Source organism: Nonomuraea sp. NPDC049695, from assembly GCF_040674955.1.
GTDB classification, from domain to species: Bacteria; Actinomycetota; Actinomycetes; order Streptosporangiales; family Streptosporangiaceae; genus Nonomuraea; species Nonomuraea helvata.
The window spans coordinates 1-12171 of the sequence record NZ_JBFANV010000077.1; the positions used below are offsets into that span (position 1 = coordinate 1).

Genomic DNA, 12171 nt, shown 5'->3' on the forward strand with positions numbered 1-12171 from the left:
GATGTCTTGGAGTGACACACCTCTTCTACAGCGGCTCCGCTGCTTTGTTCACCGGCTTTGACGAACAGCCCTAACTCTTAACTGAACGGCGTTGCCGCTAGAGCTCGTCGACGAGGGCGGCGATGGCGCGGAAGACGTGCGAGCGCCAGCCGCCGCCCATGATCCTGCGGGAGAGCTGCTGCGTCTCGTCGTCCGGGTCGAAGCCCTCGTGGTCGAGGAAGAGCCTGGTGCCCTTGCCCTCGGGCTCCAGGCGCCAGGTGACCGTCCAGTCGGCCTTCTTGCGGTCGCTCCAACTGATCTTCAGCAGCTTCTCCGGCTCCAACTCCAGCACCTCGCAGTGGACGATCCCGTCGAATCCCACCTGCGGTTTGGGCTCGGTCGTGAACGTGAACCGGTGCCCCACCTCCGGCTTGAAGTCGTTGGGCATGAGCCAGCGGGCCAGCAGCTCGGGCTCGCTGAGCGCCCGCCACACCTTCGCGGGCGGGTGCGCGATGAACTGGTCGAGCCTGATCGCGCGCAGATCTTCAGCCGTCCTGTCGTGGGGCATGGTCGTCGTCCTCCATCTCGTCGAGCAGGGTCGTGAGGTCGGCGAGCTTCTCCCGCCAGAACCGTTCGTACGGGGTCAGCCAGTCGCGGATCTCCATGAGCGGCGCCGCCTCCAGCCGGTAGTGCCGTTCCCGCCCCCTGCGGGTCTCGGCGACCAGCCCCGCGTCCCTGAGCACCTTGAGATGCTCCGACACGCTGGGCCTGCTCATGTCGAACCGCTCGGCCAGCCGCCCGGCGGGCTGGGCGCCCTCGTCGAGCAGCAGGCGCAGCAGCTCCCGCCTGGCCGGGCTGGCCAGCGCGGCGAACACGTGGTCGGCGGTCATGCCTGGCTGACCACGAACCCGTTGCCGAACGGGTCCTGGAACAGCAGCTGCCGGCCCCACGGCTCGTCGCTCGGGCCCTCGAAGGCGACCTCGTGCTCGCGCAGCCGCGCGGCCAGCGCGTCGAGGTCGGGCGCGGCCACCACCAGGCCGCCGATCGGCGCCATGCCGGGGAACCAGGAGGCCAGCAGCAACGTGGTCTCGGCCCCCTTGGGGGCGACGGTGAGCCAGCGGCCCATCGGGAAGGGGTTGTCGGTGCGTACCTCGAACTCGAGCACGCCCGCGTAGAAGGCCAGCGCCCGCTCCTGGTCGGCGACGGGCACGGTGACGGTGCGGATCTGGGATATCGGCATGCCGAACACTATATGTAGGATTTTTCCTACATATCAAGTCGTCCCTGGCGGATATCGGGGACTTCCCCGATGGGCCCCCGAGATCGCTCTCCGTAGACTGGGTCTCATGCGCATCGACGACTATGTGGCAGAGCTCGACCGCGCCCTGGCCGGTCCGCAAGGGGCCAAGCGCGACCTGGTCGTCGAGGCGCGCGACAGTCTGACCGACACCGCCGAGGCCCTGGAGGCCGAGGGGCTGGACCGGGTGGAGGCGGAGCGGGTCGCGGTGGCGGAGTTCGGGGAGGTCACCGAGGTCGCGCCCGGCTACCAGGCCGAGCTGACCGCCTCGGCGGGGCGCCGGCTGGGCTTCCTGCTCTTCATCAGCGTGCCGATGACCGCGCTGATGTGGTCGGTGATCTGGCGCGTCTATCCCGGCAACGAGGTGGCCTGGCAGCACGCGCCCGTCTGGTACAAGCCCGTCTCGCGGCTGCTCGACGTGCTCCAGCTCTGTGTCGGGCTGTACGGCGGGCTCGCGCTGTTCGCCCTGAGCCGGGGCGCCCGCTGGATCCGCCGGCCGCGGCTGGTGACCAGGTCGCTGGGCGTGCTCGTCTGGGCCATGCTGCCGGTCACCGGGATACTGAGCGTGGCGCTGACCTTGGGCTCGAAGGGCGCGACCCAGGTGGACGTCCTGCCCTCCATGCTCGCCAACGTGGTGACGTCCGCCTTCTGGGGCCTGCAGATCTACGGCGCCACGCGCTGCCTGCGCGTCAGCCGTCCGCGGCTCGCACGGGGCTGACCTCGGCGGCTTCGGGGCGCAGCACGCCGCCGATCACGGTGGCGAACTCGTGCCACGCCGAACGCTCGCCTTCCAGCCGCTTCCTGCCCGAGTCCGTCAGCCGGTAGGTGCGGCGCTTGCGCCCGCCCACGGTCGCCCACTCGCTGGACAGGTAGCCGATCCGCTCCAGCCTGCGCAGGGCGGGGTAAACGGTGCCGGTGGGCACGTTCAGCGCGCCTCCGCTCCGCTCCAGCAGCGCCTCGATGATGGCGTAGCCGTGCAGCGGCTCCCGCTCCAGGACGGAGAGCAGGAGCGCGTCCATGTGCCCGCGCAGCGCGTCCGGATTCATGACTTCGATCCTAGGTGCAGCGCCACCGGAGCGTCGTGCCACGACCACTCGCGGCCCCCAGGTGGTGCGGCCGGAGTACTGAGGTGTGCGCTCATGTAGGCAGTCTACATGTAGGCTGTCTATATGTAGGTAGACATAACAACCCACGGAGTCGTGATGGATGTACTCGAACTGGCACGTACGCAGTTCGCGGTGACGGGCAGCCTCCACTTCCTGTTCGTCGTGCTCACGCTGGGCCTGGCGCCGCTGGTGGCGATCATGAACACGCGCTGGGCGCTCTCCCGCAAACCGGTGCACGAGGCGATGACCCGCTTCTGGGGGCAGGTCTACGTCGTCAACTACGCGCTGGGCATCGTGACCGGGCTGGTGATGGAGTTCCAGTTCGGCCTGTCGTGGAGCGGTCTGTCCCACTACGCGGGCGACGTGTTCGGCGCGCCGCTGGCCATGGAGACGCTGGTGGCCTTCTTCCTGGAGTCCACCTTCCTGGGCCTGTGGATCTTCGGCTGGGGGCGGCTGCCCCGAGGGCTGCACCTGGCGTGCATCTGGCTCGTCACGCTGACGGCGTACGCGAGCGCCTTCTACATCATGGTCGCCAACTCGTTCCTGCAGAACCCGGCCGGCTCCGTCGCCCGCGGGGACCGCCTGGAGCTGGTGGACGTCGGCGCCCTGCTCACGAACAAGGCGCTGATCTTCTCCTTCCCGCACGTCATCGGAGCGGGCCTGTTCACGGGGGCCATGGTGCTGGTGGGCGCGAGCGCGTACCAGCTGCGCCGCCGCACCGAGCACGTGGAGTTCTTCACCAGGTCGCTGCGGACCGGCGTGGTCGCCGCGGCCCTCGGGATCTTCGTCACGATCGGGTTCGGGTACGCGCAGTTCGCCGGGGTCCAGGAGGGCAAGTTCGACGGCAACCCGGGCGCGGCGATCCCGCTCGGGCTCATGATCGAGTTCGGCCAGCTGCTCGCGCTGGTCATGCTGTTCGTGCTGCTGCCGCTGGTCGGCGTGCTGCCGCGGTGGCGCTGGACGCATCCGCTGCTCATGCTGATGACGCCGCTGCCGTTCGTCCTGGCGATCATGGGCTGGCTGGCGCGCGAGGTGGGGCGTCAGCCGTGGATGATCTGGGAGAAGCTGACCCTGGCCGACGCCATGTCCCCCGGGCTGACCCCGGGCATGATCACGGCCTCGCTCATCGGGTTCGCCGGCGTGCTGGGACTGCTGGCGGTCGTCGACTACGTGCTCATCGCCAGGATCATCCGGCGCGGACCGCGCGACCTCGACCTCGGCGCCGTTCCCGCCACTGAGTCCCGCTCCCCCGCGCTGACCTACTGAGGAGTGCTGACATGGAAATGATGTGGTTCGTCCTCTTCGCGCTCCTGCTGGCCGGATACTTCGCCCTTGAGGGGTTCGACCTGGGGGTGGGGCTGCTGCTGCCGCTGCTGGGCAGGACACGCGAGGGCCGCGACCGCATGGTGGCCGCGATCGCGCCGTTCGTGCTGGCCAACGAGGTGTGGCTGGTGGCGGTCGCCGGGGCGCTGTTCGGGGTCTATCCGCTGCTCGAGGGCGAGGTGCTGTTCAGGCTCTACCCGCTGGTGGTGGCCATGCTGCTGAGCTGGGTCGTACGGGATGCGGGGCTGTGGTTCAGGCGCCGGCTGGACGGGTTCAGGTGGCGCGGGTTCTGGGACGCGATGATCGCGTTCGGGTCGCTCGGGCTGTCCTTCGGATGGGGCATGGCGATCCACGCGGCGGCCACGGGATTCAAGACGCCGGTCGTGCATCCGGTGGGGGTGATGCTGGGAGCGGTCGTGACGCTGCTGTTCGCCTTCCACGGGTGGACGTTCCTGGCCTGGCGGACGCCCGGGGCCTTCGGGGCGTCCAGGTCGGGGCGTGCCCTGGCGGTGTCGGCGCTCGTGGCGGCGGTCCCGGCGCTGGGGCTGCTCGTGGGCGCGATGCCGTACCTGCTGGACCACAGCGCGCCCCCGGCTACGTTGAATGTGCTCAGTGTCATGGTGCTGCCGTTCGCACCCATCGTGCTGAGCGCGCAAATATGGGTATGGCGTACTTTCCGCCCAGGGAAGGACGCTTTCCGACTCCCATCGTTCTTCTGAGGGCACGTGCATAAGGATCTCCTCAGGCTCATGCGGGCCGAGCGGTCGGTTCGCCGCCATCTGGCCGTGACCATGCTCGCGGCGGTGCTCGCGGGGCTGCTCGTCCTGGTGCAGGCCGAGCTGCTGGCCGGGGTGCTGTCCGGCAGGTTCACCGCCGCCGCCCTGACGGGGCTGGCGGCGGTGGTGGGCGTGCGGGCGCTGCTCGCCTGGACGCAGGGCGTCTTCGCGGGGCGCACCGCGACCGGCGTGAAGTCGGCGCTGCGCCACCGGCTGCTGGGCCGCCTGCGGGACCTCGGGCCCGGGCGGCTCACCGCCCACCGCTCGGGCGAACTGGTCACGCTCGCCGGGCGCGGCCTGGACCGGCTCGACGCGTACCTCACCGGCTACCTGCCGTCGATCGCGGTGGCCGGGGTGGTGCCGCTCGCGGTGCTGGTACGGCTGTTCGCCGCCGACCTGGCGAGCGCGGTCATCGTCCTGGTCACGCTCCCCCTGATCCCGATCTTCGGCGCGCTGGTGGGCATGACCACCAAGGCCGTCACCGAGCGCCAGTTCCTGGCCCTGTCGCGGCTCGGCGGCCACTTCCTGGACGTGGTGCGCGGGCTGCCCACCTTGCGGGCCTTCGGGCGCGCCCGGTACCAGGCGGGCGTCATCCAGCAGGTCGCGGACGCGCACCGGAGCACGACGATGCGGACCTTGCGGGTGGCGTTCCTGTCGTCGCTGGTGCTGGAGCTGTGCGCGTCGCTGTCGCTGGCGCTGGTGGCGGTGCCGATCGGGCTGCGGCTGCTCGGAGGGTCGCTGGATCTGACGACGGCGCTGCTGGTGCTGCTGCTGGCGCCGGAGGCGTACCTGCCGCTGCGGGCGATGGGGACGCGCTTCCACGCCTCGATGGAGGGAGTGGCCGCCGCCGACGCGGCCTTCGCCGTACTCGACGGATCCGGCTCCGAGACGGCCGATCCGGTACGGCGGCCCGCCCCGGCGTCGTCGGGCGGTGCACCGGAGATCCGCCTCGAGAACGTGACCGTCCGCTACCCCGGCCGGGACGGCGCCGCGCTGGAGAACGTCTCGCTCACCATCGGCCCGCGCGAACGGGTGGCGCTGGTCGGCGAGAGCGGCGGCGGCAAGAGCACGCTGCTCCACCTCGTCCTCGGCTTCATCCAGCCGTCGGAGGGCCGGGTCCTCGTCGACGGGACGGATCTGCGCGAGCTGGACCTGGCGAGCTGGCGGGCGCGGCTGGCGTTCGTGGCGCAGCGGCCGCACCTGTTCGCCACGTCGGTGGCCGGCAACATCCGGCTCGGGGCTCCCTCGGCCACCCTGGACGAGGTCCGGAAGGCGGCCGCCGCCGCGCACGCCGACTTCGTGGACGGGCTGCCGCAGGGGTTCGACACGGTGGTGGGCGAGCGCGGGACCAACTTCTCGGCCGGTCAGCGGCAGCGGATCGCGCTCGCGCGGGCCTTCTGCCGTCCCCATGCCTCGGTGCTGCTGCTCGACGAGCCCACGGCCCGCCTGGACGGCCGGAGCGAGGCGGCCGTGGTGGCGGCCACCGCGGACCTGGCCCAGGACCGTACGGCCGTCATCGTCGCCCACCGGCCCGCCATGATCGAGCTCGCCGACCGCGTCATCCGCATCCACGACGGCCGTGTCGTCTCGGACACCACCCGCCGCGCTTCCCCTCCCGACGGGAGCGCCGCGCGCGCCGGTGCGCCGCCCGCGCGGAACGGCGCGGCGGCGCAGCGCGACACGACGGCGCAGCGGGACGTGGTGGCGGACGGGGGTGGCGGCGCCTCGGGAGGTGCGCCGGAGGCAGGCCCGCACCGGGCGCGTGATGAGGTGGCAGTGGTGCGGCCGGGCGAGGGCAGCGGACAGTGAACCAGCACGAACACGCGAGCCATGAACCGGCGCATGAAGATGTGGCAGGCCGAAGGGAGCGGACGGTGAACCGGCGCATGCGGTGGGCCGAAGGGGGCAGGTCGTGAACCGGCGCATGGGAGTGCGGCTGGTCTGGGCCGTGCTGGCCGGGGCGGCGGCCGATCTGGCCGGGCTCGGGCTCATCGCCGCCGCCGCGTGGCTCATCACCCGGGCCGCGCAGCAGCCGTCACTCGCCGCCCTGAGCGTGGCGATCGTGGCGACCAGGGCGTTCGCCACCAGCAAGGGCGTCTTCCGCTACGCCGAACGCCTCACCGGTCACGACGTCGCGCTCCGCGCCCAGGCAGGCACCCGCGAACGCCTCTACCGGGCCCTCATCCCGCCCCAGCAGCCGCGGCACGGCGGCGCCGACCTGCTCAGCCGCATGGTGGACGACACCGAGGCCGTACAGGACCTGCTCGTACGCTGCCTGCTCCCCGCCGCCGCGGCCGCCGCCGCGGGGCTGGCGGCCGTGGTCATCGGGCTGACCGTCCTGCCGGTGACGGCACTGGTGCTGGTGGCCGGGCTGGTGCTGGCCGGGGTGGCGCTGCCCGCCGGTACGGCCGCCGCCGCCCGCCGCTGGTCGGCCAGGATCGCGCCCGCCAGGGCGGCCCTGGCGGGCCGGGTGACGGACCTGGTGCACGGCTCCGCCGACCTGGCCGCCTACGGCGCCGACGACGAGGCGCTGGCCAAGGCGCTGGCCGCCGACGAGGCGCTGGCCGCCCTCGAGCGCCGCCAGGCCCGCGTCCACGCCGCCGCCCTGGCCGGGGGCACGCTGGTGCAGGGGCTGACGGTGGCGGCCATCGTCCTGCTCGCCCAGAGGGCGGGCGCCGATTCGGTCGCGACGGCCGTGCTCGCGCTGACCGCCCTGGTGTCGTTCGAGCCGGTGCTGCCGCTGGCCGCGGCGGGCGAGCGCCTGGCGGGGATCACGGCCGCGCTCCGGCGCCTGCGGGAGGTCCGCTCCGCCACCCCGGCCGTCACGGAGCCCCCCGCGCCCGCTCCCGTGCCCGCGTCCCCGCTGACCATCGAGATCGACGACCTCGTGGTCCGCCACCCCGCCCCTGCTGCTGACACGGCACCAGGGGCGCGGCCCGCGCTGGACGGGGTGTCGTTGACGCTCACCCCCGGCAAGCGGGTCGCGATCGTCGGTCCCAGCGGCGCGGGGAAGAGCACGCTGCTGGCCGCGCTGATGCGGCTGGTCGAGCCCGAGTCGGGCAGCATCCGCGTCAACGACGTCGACGTACGCGACCTCGCGGGTGACGACGTGCGGACGCTCATGACCGGGCTCACCCAGGACCCGTACATCTTCCGCACCACCCTCCGCGACAACCTGCGCCTCGCGGGCCCCGAGGCCGGCGACGAGGCGCTGGAGCGCGCCGTACGGGATGCCAGGCTCGACGGATGGGTCGAGCGGACCGGATGGGACGCGGAGCTGGGCGAGGACGGCAGGACCGTGTCCGGCGGCCAGTTGCAGCGGCTGGCGCTGGCCAGGGCGCTGCTGTACGACCCGCCCGTGCTGCTGCTCGACGAGCCCGCCGAGGCGCTCGACGAGGAGACGGCCGACCGGCTGATGGGCGACCTGCTCGACGTCACCAGGGACCGCACCACGCTCCTGGTCACGCACCGGCTCAGAGGGCTGGAGAACGTGGACGAGGTCGTCGTGCTCGAAGAGGGCCGGGTCATCCAGAGAGGGCGGCATGACGAGCTCGTCGCCGTGCCCGGTTACTACCGCGATCTGTGGGAGTCCGAGGTCCTGACCACGCGCTGAGTCCCTGACTGAGGAGAGGGATTGAGTTGGCGCGGCAATCTGGTTTAAAGTACAAACCAGTTTGAGTTACCGAGGAGTTTGCGATGGCGAGCGACGACGAGCACGTGGCGAGTCCCGAGGAGATGCTGCGCGTCATCGAGGAGCAGCGCGTCGCCACCGCGCGGTGGCTGTACGGCGACCCGCTCCTGCTCTACGTCCCCTGGGGCGTCGCCTGGTTGCTCGGCTTCACCGCGCTCTTCCTGCACTACGGCCTCGACGGCCACCCGTACGCGCCGATCTCCCAGACACAGGCGCTGGCGGTGCTGATGAGCGCGCAGCTCGTGGCCGGGGCGGTGGCCGCGTTCGGGCTCGCGCGGATGAACAGAGGAGTCCGCGGCGACCACACGGCCAGGGGCACGATGTACGGGTACGCGTGGTTCGCCGGGATGGTGCTCGTGTGGGTCATCTGCGTCAGACTGAGCTCCCTCCTGCCTCCCGATGAGAGCGGCCTCGTCTGGGGAGGCGCATCGCTCATGATCGTCGCGGTCATGCACATGGCCGGGGGCGCGATCTGGCTCTACTGGCCGATGTTCTTCGTCGGCGCCTGGGTCGCCGCCGTCGACGCCCTCGGCGTGCTGCTCGGCGCCGGCTGGCACGCGCTGCTCACGGCGGTGCTGCTGGGCGGCGGCTTCATCGTCGCGGGCCTGTGGCTGAGGCGCCGCCGGTGAGCGCGGACGAGGCGCCGCCCGAGCTCGACCCGGTGATCCACGCGCAGGCCCGGCTCCGGGTGGTCGCCGCGCTGAACATGCTCGGCGAGGGGAACGAGATGGCGTTCCCGGCGCTGAAGGACCTGCTCGGCATGACCGCGGGCAACCTGTCGGTGCACCTCAGCAAGCTGGAGGACGCCGGCTACGTCGAGATCACCAAGACACACAAGGGCCGCACCCCGGTCACGTACGTGGCGCTCACCAAGCGCGGACGGCTGGCCTTCGAGGACTACACCAAGGCGATCCGCGCCTTGCTCGACAACGCAGGAGGAATGTCATGACGGTCCTCGCCAGGGCGATCGAGGTCAGCCGCCGCTACGGCGACGTGCTCGCGCTCGATCGGCTCTCACTCGACATCAGGGCGGGCGAACTGGTCGGGCTGCTCGGCCCGAACGGCGCGGGCAAGTCCACCCTGATCAACCTGTTCGTGGGGCTGCGCCGCCCGACGTCCGGCACGGTCGAGCTGCTCGGCGGCTCCCCTCAGGATCCGGCGACGCGGCGTGGCATCGGCGTGACCCCGCAGGAGACCGGGCTGCCGGAGTCGTTACGCGTCGGCGAGATCGTCGACTTCGTATCCTCGCATTTCCCGAAAAAGTCGGAAAAAGGGGAGCTGCTCTCCCGCTTCGGCCTCGAAGACCTGGTCAAGCGGCAGATCGGCGGCCTGTCCGGCGGGCAGAAGCGGCGGCTGGCCGTGGCGCTGGCGTTCGCGGGCAACCCGCAGCTGGTCTTCCTGGACGAGCCCACGACCGGCCTGGACGTAGAGGCCAGGCGTTCGCTGTGGGACGGCATCAGGGCCTTCCACGAGGGCGGCGGCACCGTCCTGCTCACCAGCCACTACCTGGAGGAGATCGAGGCCCTGGCAGAGCGGGTCGTGGTGGTGGGCCACGGCCGCGTGCTGGCCGACGACACCGTGCGGGCCGTACGCGACATCGTGGGCGTGCGGCGCGTCTCGCTCGCCGCGGCTGACCTGCCCGAGCTGCCCGGGGTGATCGGCTCAGAACGCGAGGACGGCCGGATCCACCTGATGACCACCGACCCCGACCGGCTGGTCGTCGAGCTGGTGCGGAGCGGCACGCCGTTCTCCGGGCTCGAGATCAGGCCGACCACCCTGGAGGAGGCCTTCCTCACCATCACCTCGAAGGAGTCCGCGCATGTCTAGCCTGGTCCTCGCGCACACCCGCTACCTCATGCTGGAGCAGATCAGGGTGCCGATCAGCATTCTGGCCAGCGCGTTCTTCCCGGCCGTTTCGCTGCTGGCGTTCGTGGTGCCGTTCGCGGGCGGCGATCCCCAGGCCGCCACGACGGCGACGGCGTCGCTGATGTTCTTCGGCGCGATGTCCGGCGCGCTGATCGGGCTCGCCATCAGCGTCGCCCAGGACCGCGAGCAGCCCTGGAACCCGTACCTGCGCACGCTCCCCGCCGGCCCGTTCCCCCGCTTCGCCGGGCGCATCCTCACCACGGTGGCCGTCATGCTGGTCTCGGTGATCCCCGTGCTGCTGTTGGCGGCGTTCTTCACGGAGGCCACGATCACGCCGGTCCGGCTGCTGCTCGGGCTTGTGGCGCTGGTCGCGGGCGGGATCCCGTTCATGCTGATGGGTCTGCTGATCGGCTTCCTGATGAGCTCGAAGGGGGCGATCGCGGTGTCGCAGATCATGTTCTTCCCGCTGGCGGTGGTCGGCGGGCTGCTTCTGCCGCCCGCGGTGCTGCCCGGCTTCATCGAGACCGTCTCCCCGTACACGCCGGCCAGAGGGGCGGCCGAGCTGCTCTGGGCGGCGACCGCGGGCCTCAGCCCCAACCCGGTCGCCCTCGTCATGCTGGCCGTGTGGACCGTCGCCCTGGCGCTCGCGGCGGGCTGGGCCTACCGGCGCGACGAGGGCCGGCGCTTCTCCTGAGTAAAGCTTCTCCCAGAAAATGGGGGGTGTGCCGCCGAGTCCGCAGCGATCTCGACGGCACACCCGTCCGGGAGGGGGTCCTGTTATTTGTTCTCTGCGAGGGTCACGGTGACGTCGTTGGTCTTGCCGTCCCTCATGTATGTGATCTTGACCTGTTGGCCCGGTTTGAAACCTCTGACCTGCCCAACTACAGTATCGCCGCCGTCAACCACCTTGCCACCGATCTTCGTGATCAGGTCGCCCTGCTGCAGTCCCGCCTTCGCCGCCGGGCTTCCGTCGGTGACCTGCCTGATGAGGGCGCCCGGCACGTCGCCCGTCGCGTCGGTGACGCTCACGCCGAGGAAGGCGTGGCTGACCTTGCCGTTGCTGATGAGCTGCTCGGAGACCTGCTTGGCGGTGTTGACCGGGATGGCGAAGCCGACGCCGCCGCCCGCGGCGTCCGAGGCGATGGCGGTGTTGATGCCGATCAGCTCGCCCGCGGCGTTCACGAGCGCGCCGCCGGAGTTGCCGGGGTTGATGGAGGCGTCGGTCTGGATGGCGCCGCCGATCGTGGTGGTCCCGCTCCCCTGGCTCTGCTGCTCCTGACCCCAGCCCGGCGGGATCTGCTGGCGCTGCTCGCCGCCGACGGTGAGCGTGCGGTCGAGCGCGCTGACGATGCCGGCGGTGACGGATCCGTCGAGGCCGAGCGGGCTTCCGATGGCCAGTACGGGGTCGCCGACCTTGACGATGTCGCTGTCGCCGAGCGTGGCCTTGGTCAGCCCCGACACGCCCTCCGCCCTGATGACGGCGAGGTCGGTGGTCGGGTCGGTGCCGACGACGGTGGCCTTGGCGGTCTTGCCGTCGTTGAACTTGACGGTCATCTGCCCGCCGCCCTGGTTTGCGCCCTCGACCACGTGGTTGTTGGTGAGGATGAGCCCGTCCTCCGAGAGCACGACGCCGGAGCCCTCGCCGGTCTGACCCTGGATCATCACGACGCTGGGCTGCACCTTGGCGGCCACCTGCGCGATGGTGAGCTGGTTGGAGGCCGACTTGAAGACGGGGCTCGGCGTGGCGCTGCTGGCGAGCGGCTCGGGCTGGAACGAGTTGGCGACGACGGCCCCCACGACGCCGCCGCCGATGGCCGTGGCCGCGAGCGCGAGACCCGCGATGGCCCTGCGCCCCATGGAGGACAGGCCGGGCTTCTTCGGCGGCGGGGGCGGAGGAAGCGGCTGTCCAAGGATCTGCGTGTCTCTGCGGGGGAAGCCCCCGGGGGCCGGCGGGGTGTTGCCGAACTGGCTCCACCCGCCGGTGCCCTGCTCGCGAGGCTCATTCGCGTTCATCTGTCATCTCCCTCGAGTCCCGATGACTCAAGGGTGCCAAGACTGGCGTAAGAGCTGCTTAAGCCGGTTCTTTGAGGTTTCTGAGACGGTTGACGGCTGCTTTATCGATCCAGGTGGGGA

14 protein-coding genes are annotated in these 12171 nt (G+C 71.2%); 9 read left to right on the top strand and 5 right to left on the bottom strand.

The annotated features are described in order from the left end of the window. Positions 1–97: 97 nt before the first annotated feature. Genes AB0J64_RS42990 through AB0J64_RS43000 form a run of 3 tightly spaced genes read right to left on the bottom strand, consistent with a single transcriptional unit; the run spans position 98 to position 1219 of the window. Positions 98–547 (bottom strand): SRPBCC domain-containing protein, encoded by a 450-nt coding sequence (locus AB0J64_RS42990; RefSeq protein ID WP_364041193.1) that lies wholly within the window; start codon positions 545–547, stop codon positions 98–100. Further along, a complete protein-coding gene (locus AB0J64_RS42995; RefSeq protein ID WP_364041195.1) occupies positions 525–869 on the bottom strand; it encodes a metalloregulator ArsR/SmtB family transcription factor in 345 nt (114 codons plus the stop codon). The genes AB0J64_RS42990 and AB0J64_RS42995 overlap by 23 nt, the downstream gene beginning before the upstream one ends. After that, positions 866–1219, bottom strand: a complete 354-nt coding sequence (locus tag AB0J64_RS43000; protein ID WP_364041197.1) for a VOC family protein — start codon at positions 1217–1219, stop codon at positions 866–868. The genes AB0J64_RS42995 and AB0J64_RS43000 overlap by 4 nt, the downstream gene beginning before the upstream one ends. A 106-nt stretch (positions 1220–1325) precedes the next feature. Between AB0J64_RS43000 and AB0J64_RS43005 the strand changes: the two genes are divergently transcribed. Beyond that, positions 1326–1994: a permease prefix domain 1-containing protein gene (locus tag AB0J64_RS43005; RefSeq protein ID WP_364041199.1), complete on the top strand. Its 669-nt coding sequence runs from the start codon at positions 1326–1328 to the stop codon at positions 1992–1994. Here AB0J64_RS43005 and AB0J64_RS43010 read toward each other — a convergent pair. Further along, complete coding sequence (locus tag AB0J64_RS43010) at positions 1966–2322, bottom strand: helix-turn-helix transcriptional regulator (RefSeq protein ID WP_344984785.1); 357 nt, start codon at positions 2320–2322, stop codon at positions 1966–1968. The genes AB0J64_RS43005 and AB0J64_RS43010 overlap by 29 nt on opposite strands. Positions 2323–2478: 156 nt before the next feature. Here AB0J64_RS43010 and AB0J64_RS43015 point away from each other — a divergent pair, with 156 nt between their 5' ends. From AB0J64_RS43015 to AB0J64_RS43050, 8 genes are all read left to right on the top strand, one after another. Beyond that, entirely contained in the window at positions 2479–3648 is a 1170-nt protein-coding gene (locus tag AB0J64_RS43015) for a cytochrome ubiquinol oxidase subunit I (RefSeq protein ID WP_364041201.1), read from the top strand. A gap of 11 nt (positions 3649–3659) precedes the next feature. Further along, a complete protein-coding gene (locus AB0J64_RS43020) occupies positions 3660–4424 on the top strand; it encodes a cytochrome d ubiquinol oxidase subunit II (RefSeq protein ID WP_364041203.1) in 765 nt (254 codons plus the stop codon). A 6-nt stretch (positions 4425–4430) separates the two neighbouring features. Continuing rightward, positions 4431–6290 (top strand): thiol reductant ABC exporter subunit CydD, encoded by a 1860-nt coding sequence (cydD, locus tag AB0J64_RS43025; protein ID WP_364041205.1) that lies wholly within the window; start codon positions 4431–4433, stop codon positions 6288–6290. 103 nt (positions 6291–6393) lie between these two features. Continuing rightward, complete coding sequence (cydC, locus tag AB0J64_RS43030; protein WP_364041207.1) at positions 6394–8094, top strand: thiol reductant ABC exporter subunit CydC; 1701 nt, start codon at positions 6394–6396, stop codon at positions 8092–8094. Between the two features lie 83 nt (positions 8095–8177). After that, positions 8178–8801 (top strand): hypothetical protein, encoded by a 624-nt coding sequence (locus tag AB0J64_RS43035; protein WP_364041209.1) that lies wholly within the window; start codon positions 8178–8180, stop codon positions 8799–8801. After that, positions 8798–9121 (top strand): transcriptional regulator, encoded by a 324-nt coding sequence (locus AB0J64_RS43040; protein ID WP_364041211.1) that lies wholly within the window; start codon positions 8798–8800, stop codon positions 9119–9121. Before AB0J64_RS43035 ends, AB0J64_RS43040 begins: the two co-directional genes overlap by 4 nt. Next, positions 9118–9999, top strand: coding sequence for an ABC transporter ATP-binding protein (locus AB0J64_RS43045; protein WP_364041213.1), 882 nt, complete (start codon positions 9118–9120; stop codon positions 9997–9999). Before AB0J64_RS43040 ends, AB0J64_RS43045 begins: the two co-directional genes overlap by 4 nt. Further along, entirely contained in the window at positions 9992–10732 is a 741-nt protein-coding gene (locus tag AB0J64_RS43050; RefSeq protein WP_364041215.1) for an ABC transporter permease, read from the top strand. The genes AB0J64_RS43045 and AB0J64_RS43050 overlap by 8 nt, the downstream gene beginning before the upstream one ends. Before the next feature lie 83 nt (positions 10733–10815). On the opposite strand, the gene AB0J64_RS43055 is transcribed toward AB0J64_RS43050, so the two are convergent. After that, entirely contained in the window at positions 10816–12051 is a 1236-nt protein-coding gene (locus tag AB0J64_RS43055; protein WP_364041217.1) for a trypsin-like peptidase domain-containing protein, read from the bottom strand. Positions 12052–12171 lie beyond the last annotated feature (120 nt).